At 57.3% G+C, this 13,787-nt stretch carries 14 protein-coding genes and 1 pseudogene; 7 read left to right on the forward strand and 8 right to left on the reverse strand.

Going from position 1 to position 13,787, the window contains the following annotated elements; translation table 11 throughout:
- Positions 1-78 precede the first annotated feature (78 nt).
- Positions 79-1,461 (reverse strand): uracil-xanthine permease family protein, encoded by a 1,383-nt coding sequence (locus tag A6E15_RS19035; protein ID WP_076148694.1) that lies wholly within the window; start codon positions 1,459-1,461, stop codon positions 79-81.
- 290 nt (positions 1,462-1,751) lie between these two features.
- Between A6E15_RS19035 and A6E15_RS19040 the strand changes: the two genes are divergently transcribed.
- A complete protein-coding gene (locus A6E15_RS19040; protein ID WP_076148695.1) occupies positions 1,752-2,972 on the forward strand; it encodes a molybdopterin molybdotransferase MoeA in 1,221 nt (406 codons plus the stop codon).
- A gap of 30 nt (positions 2,973-3,002) precedes the next feature.
- On the opposite strand, the gene A6E15_RS19045 is transcribed toward A6E15_RS19040, so the two are convergent.
- From A6E15_RS19045 to A6E15_RS19055, 3 genes are all read right to left on the reverse strand, one after another.
- On the reverse strand, positions 3,003-3,497 hold the full coding sequence (locus tag A6E15_RS19045) for an MFS transporter (protein ID WP_076148696.1): 495 nt from the start codon (positions 3,495-3,497) through the stop codon (positions 3,003-3,005).
- A 250-nt stretch (positions 3,498-3,747) separates the two neighbouring features.
- Complete coding sequence (locus A6E15_RS19050; protein WP_076148697.1) at positions 3,748-4,284, reverse strand: MFS transporter; 537 nt, start codon at positions 4,282-4,284, stop codon at positions 3,748-3,750.
- A 137-nt stretch (positions 4,285-4,421) separates the two neighbouring features.
- Positions 4,422-5,813 (reverse strand): NCS2 family permease, encoded by a 1,392-nt coding sequence (locus A6E15_RS19055; protein WP_084177429.1) that lies wholly within the window; start codon positions 5,811-5,813, stop codon positions 4,422-4,424.
- Between the two features lie 202 nt (positions 5,814-6,015).
- Between A6E15_RS19055 and cofC the strand changes: the two genes are divergently transcribed.
- Entirely contained in the window at positions 6,016-6,654 is a 639-nt protein-coding gene (cofC, locus tag A6E15_RS19060) for a 2-phospho-L-lactate guanylyltransferase (RefSeq protein WP_076148699.1), read from the forward strand.
- A gap of 56 nt (positions 6,655-6,710) precedes the next feature.
- A complete protein-coding gene (locus A6E15_RS19065; RefSeq protein ID WP_076148700.1) occupies positions 6,711-7,091 on the forward strand; it encodes a Rid family detoxifying hydrolase in 381 nt (126 codons plus the stop codon).
- Between the two features lie 70 nt (positions 7,092-7,161).
- Here the strand turns inward: A6E15_RS19065 and A6E15_RS19070 are convergent, their stop codons facing one another.
- On the reverse strand, positions 7,162-7,398 hold the full coding sequence (locus A6E15_RS19070) for a sulfurtransferase TusA family protein (protein ID WP_076148701.1): 237 nt from the start codon (positions 7,396-7,398) through the stop codon (positions 7,162-7,164).
- Positions 7,399-7,719: 321 nt separating this feature from the next.
- Between A6E15_RS19070 and phnD the strand changes: the two genes are divergently transcribed.
- On the forward strand, positions 7,720-8,433 hold the full coding sequence (gene phnD / locus A6E15_RS19075; protein ID WP_245800682.1) for a phosphate/phosphite/phosphonate ABC transporter substrate-binding protein: 714 nt from the start codon (positions 7,720-7,722) through the stop codon (positions 8,431-8,433).
- A gap of 145 nt (positions 8,434-8,578) precedes the next feature.
- The gene (locus tag A6E15_RS19080) at positions 8,579-9,103 is read left to right on the forward strand and encodes an ATP-binding cassette domain-containing protein (RefSeq protein WP_245800642.1); all 525 of its coding nucleotides are present in this window, start codon (positions 8,579-8,581) and stop codon (positions 9,101-9,103) included.
- Between the two features lie 135 nt (positions 9,104-9,238).
- Here the strand turns inward: A6E15_RS19080 and A6E15_RS19085 are convergent, their stop codons facing one another.
- Together A6E15_RS19085 and A6E15_RS19090 are read right to left on the reverse strand one after the other, a co-directional pair.
- Positions 9,239-10,567 (reverse strand): 5'-deoxyadenosine deaminase, encoded by a 1,329-nt coding sequence (locus A6E15_RS19085; protein ID WP_076148703.1) that lies wholly within the window; start codon positions 10,565-10,567, stop codon positions 9,239-9,241.
- Positions 10,568-10,992: 425 nt separating this feature from the next.
- Positions 10,993-11,175, reverse strand: a complete 183-nt coding sequence (locus A6E15_RS19090; RefSeq protein ID WP_076148704.1) for a 30S ribosomal protein S17e — start codon at positions 11,173-11,175, stop codon at positions 10,993-10,995.
- Positions 11,176-11,787: 612 nt separating this feature from the next.
- Here A6E15_RS19090 and A6E15_RS19100 point away from each other — a divergent pair.
- A complete protein-coding gene (locus A6E15_RS19100; RefSeq protein WP_076148705.1) occupies positions 11,788-11,976 on the forward strand; it encodes a 30S ribosomal protein S17e in 189 nt (62 codons plus the stop codon).
- 78 nt (positions 11,977-12,054) lie between these two features.
- On the opposite strand, the pseudogene A6E15_RS19105 reads toward A6E15_RS19100, so the two are convergent.
- A pseudogene (locus A6E15_RS19105) lies at positions 12,055-12,651 on the reverse strand (IS6 family transposase).
- Between the two features lie 72 nt (positions 12,652-12,723).
- On the opposite strand from A6E15_RS19105, the gene A6E15_RS19110 reads away from it, so the two are divergent.
- Positions 12,724-13,482 (forward strand): IS5 family transposase, encoded by a 759-nt coding sequence (locus tag A6E15_RS19110; RefSeq protein ID WP_245800645.1) that lies wholly within the window; start codon positions 12,724-12,726, stop codon positions 13,480-13,482.
- The last annotated feature ends 305 nt before the right edge of the window (positions 13,483-13,787 follow it).

Below are 13,787 nucleotides of genomic sequence, written 5' to 3' on the forward strand. Positions count from 1 at the left end.
TATTCAACACCGCGAACACACGGCATCCCGGTACTACTCCGAAGTCAGGTTCCCGTTTCGGAATGGAAGAGTCTCGAGTTAATCTTCGGAGGAGCCGACTGCGTCGGCCCCCAGACCCTCGTCGAGATCGCCCGTCGCCGCCTCGTCGATGTCGGTGTCCGCCTCGCGCGGAACCAGCGTATTGAGAAGGATCGCCGAAATGGCGGTCACGATTATCGCGTTCCCGAAGAAGATATTCGCCTCGTCAGGTAGCGCACTGAGCGCATCCGGCCGGACCTCGACGCCCAGTCCAGCGCCGATCGAGGTTGCGATGATAACCATGTTCCGCCGGTTCATGCGTTCGTTCAGGAAGATGAGACGAAGGCCGCTCGCCATCACCATACCGAACATGACCAACACCGCACCGCCGAGCACCGCACTCGGAATCGTCGTCACGACGGCACTGACCTTCGGAATGAAACCGAGAACGAGCAGCACGGCCCCGCTGACGCCGACGACGTAACGACTCATGACGCCCGTGAAGTTGATGAGGCCGACGTTCTGTGAGAACGTGGTCAGCGGGAATGCGCCGAATAGTGCACCGATCGAGCTACCGATCCCGTCGACGAAGAGGCCGCCCGTCACCTCGTCTTCGTCGGGGGTGCGACCCTCGGCGGCCGTGATGCCGGAGATGTCCCCGACGGATTCGATGGCTGCCGTGATGTGTAGGGCGGTGAACGTCAGAATGGCGACCGGCTCGAAGGAGAACCCGAACCGACCAGGGACGGGAACGGCGAACCAGCTCGCGTCCGCGACCGGCGAGAAGTCGACGACCCCCATGGTGATTGCAGCGATGTACCCGACCAGGAGGCCGAACAGGATACTCAGTATCCGCAAGGGACCATCCGTGAAAAGATTCAGGCCGACGGTGACGGCGAGGACGAGGAGCCCCAGACCCAGGTTATGGTACGCGCCGTAGTCGGAGGCACCAGCGCCACCTGCCAGGTAATCCATTCCCACCGGAATCAGGTAGAGGCCGATGATCATAACGATGAGGCCAGTCACCAGTGGCGGGAAGAATTTTTTGACCCGCTTGAACTGCCATCCGATCAGCACCTCTACCAGCGCCGCGATGACGATCGCGCCGAAGACGGCGTCGAGCCCGTACTGGCTCCCGATAGCTGTCGCCGCGCCGACGAACGCGAAGCTCGTACCCATAACGATGGGTAACCGGGCCCCCACGGGACCGATCGGGAACACCTGCACGAGCGTTGCGAGTCCCGAGAACACGAGCACCATCTGTACCAGGAAGGCTGTGTCGGCCGAACCGACTCCGACCCCCCCTCCGACGATGAGCGCCACCGCCGTCGCCGGAACGATCATGGCCGCTACGTGCTGGACACCGAGAAAGAGCGCCTTGATCGCCGGTGGTTTGTCTTCCAATCCGTACGCCAGTTCGATGGAACCGTCTCTCTCTGACATGTGCTGTCGATTCGCATAGACATGGGTTTCGCATAAATAACTTATTAAATATATATTTTCGTACATAAGTTCTCTCTGTGTTTAGATGGCGGTCTGGCACGTCGAAACCATGCGAATGGTCAAATAATGTACGTCAACTAGAAACAACCCTGAAGGGTATAACAGCAACTGACCAGTCATTTGTCGGTCTGTTCTCCCGTTATGAGGAACGGCTCCCGTTCGGAGAGCGTTCCAGTTCACCTGAAAAAACGGACGAAAGGGGTTTGTGATAAAATACCCAACCCATCGTTATGGCACACGACCACGAATCGATGCTATCTCGTTCCGAGGCCGTGCGAGAGGTTCTCGACGTCCGCGACCGGGCGCTGTCGAACCGCGAGCCGAGTGAATCGAGCGTTAGAGACGGTGTAGCCAAACGGTTTCTCGCAGAGTCGATAACTGCTCCCCGAGACGTTCCGCCTCACGACCACGCGACCATGGACGGATTCGCCGTCGACGCGACCGAGTCGTACCCCCTCACAGTCAGTGACGGAGAGGTATTTCCGGAGGACGAGCCCCCGTCGCTAGCGGCCGGGGAAGCTGTCCGCATCGCCACAGGGGCACCGCTCCCAGAGCGCGCAAACGCCGTGCTCAAAATCGAGGAAGCGTCCGTCGAAGCGGGTGAACTCAGGGGGAGCAGCATCGAACCGGGTACGTATACTTACGAACGGGGGAGCAACGTGTCTGCTGGTGACGTGCTATTTCGGTCCGGAGAGCGGATTTCCGCGAAAGATCTGATTCTGCTCAGAGACCTCGGTATCGAACGCGTCAGCGTATACGACCCCTTCTCCACAGGGTTACTGGCTACTGGATCCGAGATTCACGAGGAAAAGGCCGCTGACCTCGACTCCCCGATGCTGGCCGCGCTCGTCCGTTCGTGGGGGCACACCGCCACCATCGAGGGAACAGTTCCCGACGAATACGAGAAGACGAGGGACCGAATCGCACAGTTGGCCGACGAACACGAGGTGATCATCACGACTGGCGGAACGAGCGTCGGCAAGAAGGACTACGTTATCCGTGCCCTGGAGGCGTTGGGCGAGGTAACGTTCCATCGCGTCCGGATTCGTCCCGGCAAACCGATCGCAGTCGCACGACTCCCCGATCACGACGCGGTCGCCTTCGCGATTCCGGGAAAGCCAGTCGGCGCGCACACGGTTGCGACACTCGTCATGCGTTCGTTCTTCGTCGGCGAGACGGAGCCGCTATCGACGATCGAGGCGACCCTCACGTGCGACGTCGGTATCGGGACGAGTGGCTTCGAGTACGCTGTGCCGGTTACGTTGGACGAAGGGGACGCCGTTCCCCTGGGCCACGTCGACTCTCCGCTCGAGGTCTACGATGAGACGTTCGATCCTAGCGTTCTCTCCTCCAGTACGCGTGCGACGCGAGCTGACGGCATCGTCCTCGCAGAGTCCGATCTGTCGACGGGGGAGTCGGTCCGCGTGATCCCGTATTCGGTGCTCGAATAGCCGACCGGAGTCTCCGGAATCGCCGTGTTACTATCGGCGACCAAACGCGAGCAACACGAGTACACCGCCGACGAGCGACGCCATTCCACAGCACAACAACAAGAAGCGATAGCCGGTCACCGGTTCGTCGAACGCGGTGCTCACAATCCCGGTGAACGTTATCGGGCCGACAGTCTGTCCGAGCCAGAGCATACTCGTCAGGACGCCCAGCATGCTCGCGCGGAATTGGCTCGAAACGAGACCGACGACGGACGTATCGAGAGACGGCATCACGAGTCCGAACCCAAGACTGAAACAGAGCAACATCGCGCCGATCAGTACCGGCGTGGACGCGGCCCAGACGTCGAGGAGGCTCACACCGAATCCGACGAACCTGAGGGGGATCAGTTCCTTCGGATCGAGGGAACGAGAGATACGTCCGTACTGCGACGCCACGGTCTCGTTGGCGATGGAAACCATACTGAATAGTATCCCGATCTGTCCGGCGGAAAGGCCGTGAACATCGCTTAGAAGTAACGAGAGCACGGTTAGAATACCGCCGTAGAACAGGAAAAACGTGAGAAAGGCGACGGCTCAGAGGGCGAGTGCTCGCGGGACGAGGGCTGCGGAGAGCACTCGAGAAACGTACGTTCTAATCGTAGGCGGATCTTCTATTGACGGTTCCTCGAGCGTGAACAGCGCGATACACCCGACCACTATAGTAGCCGCTGAAAGTCGTTGCACACTTGATCGCACGACTGCGCTGCGATCAGTGTGTAAATCGTTTCAGCGGCTACTATAGACTGAGTCCGAAGAACGCGAACGGGACGTTCCAGCGGATGGCGGCTAACGCGCCACCGAGTAGCGGATACGTGGCGGCACCGATGCCGATGGAGCTACTGTTTATGTCCATGACCCTGTTCCGTCGTTCGCCGCCGTAGAAGTCGCCGATAAGCGTTATCGCCAGCATCATCAGCCCGCTTCCACCGATTCCCTGTAGCAAACGAAGGGCTAGTACGCCGCGAAACGAGGGACCGAGAGCGATGCCGCCGCCAGCGAGGCCGAAGAGAAGCAAGAGGGGAAGAACGACCGTTCGGCGTCCCAGTCGATCAGATAGTAGCCCGATAAACGGCGTCAAGATCACACCGGGGAGTGTATACGCTGTAATTACGAGGCCAATTTGCGTGTCGCTGATCCCGAACACAGCACGGAGATCCGGTAGAATGGGACTGATCAGTGGAACGCCTATCACTCCGATAAGCGAACACGCCAGAACCGTCTGCAAGCTGGTGGACGACCAAGGAACGTCTCCGTGTGCTCGGTGGGAAGTCATCAGTAATGTGGACAGTCGGTACAGCCGTGATCGCGAGCCGACGCTAATCGATTTTCGTCTCTCCAGTAGCAATACTGTCCTTCCCAGACTATCTGGGTTGCAGTACCGCCCTCGTCACTCGGAATGAGTGATGGTCGCTATCCGATCACACCTCCGGAGGTAACATAGAAATAGAGGACGAACGCTCCTGCGAGCACCCACTGTGCCGTGTGGATGTCTTGGTGGTCCCCTTGGGCCGTTTTGACGATCGGGTAACTGATGATCCCCGCGGCGATACCGTTGGCGATCGACGCCGTTAGCGGCATCATCACCATCGTCAAGCCACCCGGGATCAGCCAATCGGACTGTTCCCAGTTCACTTCGGTGATTCCTTCGAGCATGATCAGACCGACGACGACCAACGCTAAGTACGACGCGTACGTCGGAATGGCAGCAACGAGGGGTATCGCGACGAGCGAGAGCAGGAACAGGAGGCTGACGATGAGAGCGGTCATCCCGGTCCGACCTCCCTCTTCGATCCCCGTGGAACTCTCGACGTAGGTCGTGACAGTCGTCGTTCCGACTATCGCTCCGAAGGTCGTCGCGATCGCGTCCGCCATCAGCGGCTTCTCCATCTCCGGCAGGTTCCCGTCGTCGTCCAGAAAGCCGCCGAACTGCGAGACGCCGATGAGCGTTCCGGCCGTATCGAAGAAGTCCACGAAGAAGAACGTGAATACGACGATCGCAAATGTCACTGGTTCGATGTTCTGGAACCCTTGCAGGAACGAACCGACCAGCGGCGTAATATCGTAGTGTGGTTCGGGAACGGTCCCAGGGGTGAGGAGACCATCGTTGACCACGCCGGCGATCGTCAGCCCCCACCCGGCAAAGGCCGTGGTGAGGATACCGATGATAATCGAACCGGTCACGCCACGCGAATAAAGGATGAGCGTGAACGCCAGGCCCACGAGGGAGAGGATAGCGACCGGATCGGAGGCGACGTTCCCCAAGGTAACTAACGTCGAATCGTGTGCGGTCGCGACGTTCATCTCGATGAGCCCCAACAGCAGGAGGAACAGTCCGATACCGGCACCAACGGCGAACTTGACCGGTTTCGGGAAAAATTCGATGATGTACCGTCGCGCGCCGACCGAGGACATCGCCATGAAAATGACCCCCTCGACGAACACCGCCGCGAGCGCGGTTTGCCACGGGACACCGAGCGTGATGACGACGGTGAACGCGAAGTACGCATTGAGCCCCATTCCAGGTGCGAGACCGAACGGGCGGTTAGCGTAGAGGGCCATGACGGCCGTCCCCACCACTGCTGCGAGGATCGTCGTAATTGCGATCATCTGGAACACTTCTCCGTCGGAGTAGCCGTCGATACTGATCGCTTCCGAGAGGATCACCGGATTGATGACGATGATGTACGACATCGTCAGAAACGTCGTTATCCCGGCGATCACCTCTGTTTTCGTGTCGGTACCGTACTCTTCGTAGCCGAAGAAGGATGCCACCTTCGACTGCCCCTCGTTAGACTTTGACACACGTGGGGATGGTGTGGTACGATTTGATAGTACTTCCGGATAACAGACATAGTCCAACGGACAATCGGACTCATCTCAGAGACTCCAATTTGCCAAATCTGTGTGCCGAATGGGCCGCGGTCGCGAATCGTGTCGGGAGCGATCCGACAGCAAAACGCGGATATTGATGGTGTCGCACCGGTAACTGGAAAAGAGAATCGACATGCGAGTCATCGTACCCTTCGACGCTCGAGGCCCCAAAACGAGGTTATCGACGCTCCTCGATTACGACGACCGGAACGAGTTTGCGCGAGCGATGTTGCGAGACGTCGTTTCCGTCGTTCAGGATACCGGCAGAGACCCACTCGTCCTCTCTTCGGCGCCGATCGAGTTCGAGAACTGTCCCGTGCTCGTCGACGAACGGTCGCTTTCGCGTGCCGTCAACGAACGTCTTCGTGCTGCTTCGTCGGCCGTCGCAGTCGTCATGGCCGATCTGCCGTTGATTACGGACGCGGCGCTCGAGCGTTTGCTCACCAGAGAGGAGGACGTCGTGCTCGCGCGCGGAATCGGGGGTGGGACGAACGCGCTCGTTTCCCGTACGACTGACTTCGCGGTCGATTATCACGGCACCTCTTACCTCGACCATCGGTCCACAGCGCTCGAAATCGGGGCCACGCTGGCGGAGATCGATTCGTACCGACTCGCAGTAGACATCGATGAACCGGACGATCTCGTGGAAGTACTGCTTCACGGGGAGAGTCGTGCGACCCAGTGGCTGCGCGATCGGGGCTTCCGACTCGCCTCAGGTACCGGACGGACCACCGTTCGGCGCACAGATGTCACACACGAGCCATCCCAGTAGTCGTCTCTCTTGCCAGAGATTACTATTAAGAGGAGAGACTGGGACTCTCACTGTGCATGAAGCGAGTTATCAGTGCGAGCGATGCTCCAGAGGCAGTCGGTGCGTACAGTCAGGCGACGACCGACGGTGAGCTCGTCTTTACTGCCGGGCAGATACCGATGACGCCCGACGGAGAGTTACTCTCCGACGAATCGATCGCCGCACAGGCCGAACAGTCTCTCTCCAACATCCAGGGCGTTCTGTCGGCGGAAGGGCTGGATATGAGCGATATCCTGAAGGTCACGGTGTTTCTGGACGACATCAACGATTTCGAAGAGATGAACGATACCTACAGCGAATTCTTCGACGACGAGCCTCCCGCCCGCAGTGCCGTGGAGGTCGCAAATCTCCCCAAAGGAGTCGGTGTCGAAATTGAAGCAATCGCGTCGAGCGAGTGATCTAAGAGCCGGGAAACCTCACCGACCACCGGTTCCGCTCCTCGAATCGGAAGCGGTTCTGCCCCGGCCGTCACGTTTTCGCTGCACTGGGCACACGAATTCGAAGCGCAAACTCCGCATCAGCGTCCGTCGTGGATGTCGCTGCGACGCTGTACCCGTGTTTGTGACAGGAGCGGCGGATGCTACGCTCTGCCGGTGGATAGTCCCCGATGACCGTGAGCTCGTTACCGGGCTCGAGTTCCTCCAGACATCGTCTCACGATGAGCACCGTCTGGGGACACACTGTGCCACTCACGTCGATCTCCATATGACACGACAGCGTACGCACGTCCATAACATTGTCCCACTGCCAAAAGGCACGACGCAGCAAATCGGTTGTCCACCTGGGCCTGCCTCCGGAAGATTGCGGTCAGAGCAAACTATTCGTACTCCTCCCGAAATAAATGGGACTCGTGAACACTGCTAAAACGAGACGAGCGGTTCTCGGAGTGGTTGGTGCTGGTCTCGCCGGTGGCTGCCTCCAAAGCGAACGGCGCTCCCAGACTCTCACTATGGGCGTCATTCCGGCCGTCGATCCCGAACGGCTATCGAACAAAATACCGAGCTCGCCGCGTATCTGGAGTCCGAACTGGACGCGTCTGTCGATCTGCGCACGACGACGGACTACGCCGGCTTCGTCCAGGCGATGACGGCCGAGCAGGTCGATCTCGGCTACTTCGGGGGTGTCTCCTATATCCTCGCTCACCATCGAGCGAACGCGAAACCGATCGTCGTCGGGAGCAAAAGCGGGATGACCGATTGGCACTCCGTCTTCATCGCTCACGAGTCGACCGCGGTCTCCTCGATAGATGACCTGAAGCGGTCCGCAGATTCGTTGGACCTAGCTTTCGGCGACCCCCTCAGTACGAGCGGCACGGTGATGCCGGCCTATTATTTTCGACGCCGTCACGACCTGTTTCCGGCTCGGGCGTTCAAATCTCTCACTCACGTCGAGGCCTACGATGCCGTCGCGGGAACGGTTTCTGGTGGCAACACCAGTGTCGGAGCGCTCAATGCCCGTATTTACAACCGACTCGTCGAGACTCGGTCCGTCGATGAGACTGTCATCGAAGTCTGGCGAACGCCCGGGTTCGCCGACTATCCCTGGGCAGTCAACGGCACCCTGGAAGAGGAGACTGTTGCAGCGATTCGCGACGCTTTCATCGGTCTCGACGAGAAAGAAAGTGAGACTACATTAGACCAACAAAACGTCGACAAGTACGTCACAACTGGCCACGAAGAATTCGGGGAATTAGGTGACGCAGTCAGAATGGTGGTCATTTTGAACGATGATGATGACTGAGCGACACCACGAGTTGCGATTCGACGGATTGACCAAAACGTTCGACGGTGACCGTCCCCGTTCCGCAGACGTGGCACATGCATATCCCGGTGGCACGCTCGTCGACCGGCGGACTGCGTTGGCCAACGTGCTCGTCGGCAGTAGTTTGTCTCGTTCCTGGTGGCGGGGCCTGCTCGAACCGCTCGCGCCCCGAAATCCAGCCCGAGCACTCGAGTTGCTCGACCGCGTCGGACTCGATGGGAAGGCCGACGCACGAACTGACACGCTCAGTGCGGGCGAACGCCAGCGAGTAGCGTTCGCTCGAGCGCTGATGCAGGACGCACCCGTTATCGTCGCGGACGAACCGACAGCCAACCTCGATCCGTCGTCGAGCATCACTGTCCTCGACGTCCTCGAGGACGTTGCGGGGAAACGGATGTTGATTACCGTCCTCCACGACATGGACCTCGCGGTCGAGCACTACGATCGAATCGTCGGAATCGTCGACGGCTCAGTTCGGTTCGATCGCCCCGCGGAGAGCATTACGGCTGCCGAGTTAGAGGAGTTGTCCGACCGTGACGATGCAGACGCATCGGCAGTGGCCGCTACCGAAAGTCGGCCGCCTCGAGACGCGGATGCGACGACAGAGGTCGCGGAGAATCGGTACAGTCCAGCACGACACTGGAAATGATGGTGATTCAGTGCGCTCGTTGCCCGAACTTCGTCGATCACTGATTTACGGCTCCCACCGAGTCGAACTCCTCGCTGGTCGGGTTAGTCCAGTCGCCTCGAAGGGCACCGACGAAGCGGAAACGGTCGACCGGCGTCACGGTTTGACTTCCTGTGCCGCCTCGCGGTGAGACTCGAGTGAGAGTCCGACATCGTCTGCCCGTTGCCGAATCGCTTCTGCGTCGACGGTCGTCACGTCGCCGTCTTCGACGAGTACGTCCCCGTCGACCATCGTGAACACCACGTCTTCCCCGTGGGCGCCGAACACGAGGTGAGAGAGAACGTCGTGCAACGGCGTTGCACGTGTGATGTCCGTCCGGACACCCACGATATCGGCACGCCACCCTTCGCGAATCGCTCCTAGCCGGTCGAAGCCGGCCGCTTTCGCGCCGTTAATCGTGGCCATTTCGAATATTTCACTGGCTGGGGTTGCGGTGGGGTCGAGTCGATCCACTTTCTGCAGGAGGCTCGCCTGTCGCATTTCGGTGAACGGATCGAGGGTGTTGTTACAGGGGGGCCCGTCATTGCCGAGCGCGACGTTGATATCTCGGTCGAGGTAGTCCCAGACAGGGGCGATGCCGCTCGCGAGTTTCATATTCGAGGACGGACAGTGGGTGACGTGAGTCCCCGTTTCCTCGAGGACCTGTCGTTCGCTTTCGTCCGTCCAGACACAGTGGGCGAGGACGACATCGTCACCCGTGAGACCGACCTCGTCTAACCAGTGAATATTCCGCATTCCTGTATCTTCCTTGACGGTCTCGATTTCACTCTGGTTCTCGCTCGCGTGCGTATGGATTCTGACTCCCTCGTACGTATCCGCAAGTTCGCGAGCTCCGCGCAGACACTCTTCGGTACAGGATACGGCGAACCGCGGAGTGACGGCATACCGAATGCGGTCGTCGAACGAACCGTGGTACTTCTCGATGAGACGTTCCGTCTCTGTCAGTGCGGCCGTCGTCTCTTCCAAAAGCCCCTTGGGTGAGCGGCGATCCATCAGTACTTTGCCGAGGACACCCCGAATGCCGATCTCTCCCGCGGCCTCGAACGCCTCGTCCGCGTGATCGACTGAGAGATGATCCACACACGTCGTCGTTCCGCTTTCGATCATCTCGAGGTATCCGAGCTTTGCGGCCACTTCCATCTCCTCGGCCGAAAGCGACGCTTCCATCGGTAGAATGTAGTCGAACAACCAGTCGAGGAGTTCCGTATCGTCGGCGATTCCACGACCGAGACTCTGTACGGAGTGAATATGACCCCCGACGAGGCCGGGCAAAATAACGTCGTACTCCTGGCTTTCGTGATCGGGATACTGATCAACGATATCATCTCGGTCTCCGACGCGCTCGATGACTGAATCCTCCACGAGGACGGCCCCATCTCGAATGATGGTACCGGAGTCGACGATTACCGTTCCAGTTATTAACATCTGTTAGCAGATACCATATATGTCTCCAAAAACCTTTCTTCCTTCTCGCCTGAGGACGGTCACGGCGTACTGACGTGGTCAAATATTTCGGAATTGGACGTATAGAGTATGTAGTTAGTTCGTGTCTGGTGCGTGGCTTCAGCGTTGGAGACACGTGAGACGCGGGAATTTTGGTCTGGCATTAACAGGCTTAGCCCGTTAAAATATGGTCGCCCATCAGACAATCCGTTCTCGGTCGGTCGTCGGTCGGAATCATCCGTCAGCGCAATTTTTCTCGGATGGGCCGATAGCGAACAGGATCGTTCTGTCCGCAACTGCACTAATCCGAAGTCGGTAAAAGTTCACGAATACCGCACACGATGTCATCACTGGACGTGAACTAGTAGTTATTCCACGAATCGATCAATGATAAAAATACTGTCCAATCAGTTTTCGGCCCGCTGTCGGGTTATATATCCCGCAATCCTGTTCCGAACCCGTGTAGACCCGACATTGGTCATCTTTGTCACTGCTTTATTATTCGTATTGAAATCGTTCGTGAATGATTCGGGGTGTTGGCTTAACAGTCGGTCTCCGATGCTGATAATGTCTTCCGGTTCTGCCGTCATCAGTTATCGGCTTTGTTCATTTTCTGCTTAAGTGCTCTGATTGAACGGGTCTCTTACTGGTTCTCTGTCGAGAATTGCCACATGCTAACCGGTCGGGATCGGGCTTGCATAACTCTTCTCAGGATAGTTTTACTAGTTGACTAAGGGAAGTCAGCGAGGACCGTTAAGCCGAAACCGAACTGCTAGCTCTGTGGTCAGTGAACTGAACATCGTAGTACTCGATAAATTTGATCAGGTCGTACTGTACGAGTTCCGTAGCGATTTCGGGATCAACGCCGGCTGTGATTTCGATCTCGATCGTCCGTAGGAGGCAGTCTTTCGCTCGTTCCGATAGTTCGTCAAAGTGGCAAACGCGAGTCTGTTCAGAGGGCGTTTCTCTGCTAGTTATCGTGAGGCTTTGTGCCATAGTGATCGCTCTCAACTCACCTTCTGGCCAGAGGATAATTAATATACCGGCGACACATGGCATCCTGATAATCAACAATCACTGCCCGGGGAGAATGGACTCCACAATCGGTATCACGACCGCGTTTGGTCGCAGAGTCAATTTGCTAGCCACTACTAACACAAAGTTTGCCAAAGAACTATTGTCAATGCTATCGTGCTAGCACTATGTCCTCGAACGCCAACGAAATCATGTCTATCGGCGATTCGCTCATCGAACAACATCCAAGCACTTTCACTGAAGACTTCGAGGAGAACAAGGCACATGTCGAACAACTAACCAACGTAGAAGCCAAACGGGTAAGAAATAGAATAGCTGGTTATATCACCAGAATGAAGAAAGATCGCAACCCGTAGTATGATCGCTATTGGCCTCTACCGACGTATCCGGCCAATTCAGTGACAAGAAGTTTTTCTGTGGCCTTTTGGTCGTGTTTAGTTTGTAGAATTCTGCCAGACGGCGATGTCTTGGAGCCACGATTCTGCGGTTGGTGGTTTAGCATGACTGAAACAGTTCGAGAATGAAGAGGTTCGGCGTTTTATCTCTCAAAATATATATTCGATTGTATTCCGATTTCCCTGTTTTTCGTATCGAAATCGGAGTCCGTGCCGGCGGCGTGCTGTCTGGAGATACTATGCGCCATCGACGAGAAAAACTGCATCTTCGACATTGTGTTTCTCGCTTAATTCTCGCAGAAACTGTTCAGTTAATGCGTTCGCAGTCGTCGAAAATAGTCGTATATGGGTGACTCTGTTTGTTTCAGGTTCGACTGCAGCATACAGCCAATACTGGTGATCATCGATTTGAATCACGGTTTCGTCGAAAGCAACGTGATTCGGAGTTACGTCGGTTGCTGGCTGTAGATCGGCTTTCTGCACCCAATCGTGAACAGCCTTCCGCGATCGATCGACACCGGACCTCTCGAGTTTTCGAATGGTATTCGAAAGCGATAATCCGGCAAGATGGAGTCGAATACTAAGCTCCATCAGCCGACGCGGTGTCCGTTCTCGCTCCACAAAATCCAAATCAATCGGCTTTGGTGAATCGCTGGATAGCGACGGATTCGACCGTCAGAACTAGGGAGATGAAGCGGGAAACCGCCGATGTCTATGTCGAAGATTTCCCGCTTCACGAGCAAAGTCGTTCAGTTAGCTAAAAATGCTGTTGGTGGTCGAAGCGAAGTCGCCGCCCCCGAAGGGGGTGGCGGCTTCGCCGAGTATGCGGTGGTGTCGCTGCACTGTCTGCGGGTTTACTTGGAGAAGTCCTACCGGGAAGCATTGGATCTGCTGAGCGAAATGCCACAAATACTCGGGGAGATCGGCCTTAATGCGGCCGATCTTCCCGATCACTCGACGCTAGTCAAGTGGTTTGATAAGATCAAGACAACACTCTGGCGAGTGTTGCTGCGCCGAGAGGCGCAGCTGCGCAAGCGGTCACACCGCCATCGACGCGACGTTTTTCGACCGCGAAAACGCGAGCAAACACTCTGCCGCCGGACGAATTACCGCGTGCAGACGCTCAAAGTGACAGCTCTCGTCGACACAGAAAGCCAAGCCATTCTGGACGTTCACTGTACGATCAAAAAACGCCACGATACACAGCTCGGCTGGCAGGTCGCCCGCCGCAACACGGGCGACCTCGCCAGCCTCGTCGCCGACAAAGGCTATAACTGGATGAAATCACGCAAGAAACTCCGCGAAGATGGCGTGAGACCGCTGATCAAGCATCGTGAGTTCCGGCCCATCGATCACGCGTACAACGTGCGGATCGATGGGACTCGCTACCGCCAACGAGCGATGTGCGAGACCGTCTTCTCAACGATCAAGCGCACGCTCGGCAACGCCGTGCGTGCGCGAACTTAGTACGGTGAATTTCGTGAACTCATCCTGATGTGTGCGGTTCACAACATCAAGCAATCTCTGAATCCGTGAATCAAGCCCCGTCTGGCGATTCACCACGGCCCCGTCAACTAATTCAGGAGATTAGCGAAACTCTGGATAGTGTCACCACTCAGACGACGCGCCCCACGGAGGGAGATCCTCGCTATCCGATTCCGGTTTCTTTCTTCACCAGTGTAAGCGTGTTATCTGCTGTTACAGAGTTCGAGATGGCTTTCGAGGTACTCGCAGAGTGCGGTCTCGTGCTCCCACCCGTGGAGTTCCTTCAG

The organism is Natrinema saccharevitans (genome assembly GCF_001953745.1).
GTDB lineage: Archaea > Halobacteriota > Halobacteria > Halobacteriales > Natrialbaceae > Natrinema > Natrinema saccharevitans.

What these genes read in the sequence shown, in the direction of transcription:
- A6E15_RS19065 (WP_076148700.1), top strand. Translation starts at nt 6,711, where the DNA reads ATGAAGCGAGTTATCAGTGCGAGCGATGCTCCAGAGGCAGTCGGTGCG.
- A6E15_RS19040 (WP_076148695.1), top strand. Translation starts at nt 1,752, where the DNA reads ATGGCACACGACCACGAATCGATGCTATCTCGTTCCGAGGCCGTGCGA.
- A6E15_RS19110 (WP_245800645.1), top strand. Translation starts at nt 12,724, where the DNA reads ATGTCTATGTCGAAGATTTCCCGCTTCACGAGCAAAGTCGTTCAGTTA.
- A6E15_RS19050 (WP_076148697.1), bottom strand. Translation starts at nt 4,284, where the DNA reads ATGACTTCCCACCGAGCACACGGAGACGTTCCTTGGTCGTCCACCAGC.
- A6E15_RS19090 (WP_076148704.1), bottom strand. Translation starts at nt 11,175, where the DNA reads ATGACGGCAGAACCGGAAGACATTATCAGCATCGGAGACCGACTGTTA.
- cofC (WP_076148699.1), top strand. Translation starts at nt 6,016, where the DNA reads ATGCGAGTCATCGTACCCTTCGACGCTCGAGGCCCCAAAACGAGGTTA.
- A6E15_RS19100 (WP_076148705.1), top strand. Translation starts at nt 11,788, where the DNA reads ATGTCCTCGAACGCCAACGAAATCATGTCTATCGGCGATTCGCTCATC.
- A6E15_RS19085 (WP_076148703.1), bottom strand. Translation starts at nt 10,567, where the DNA reads ATGTTAATAACTGGAACGGTAATCGTCGACTCCGGTACCATCATTCGA.
- A6E15_RS19035 (WP_076148694.1), bottom strand. Translation starts at nt 1,461, where the DNA reads ATGTCAGAGAGAGACGGTTCCATCGAACTGGCGTACGGATTGGAAGAC.
- A6E15_RS19070 (WP_076148701.1), bottom strand. Translation starts at nt 7,398, where the DNA reads ATGGAGATCGACGTGAGTGGCACAGTGTGTCCCCAGACGGTGCTCATC.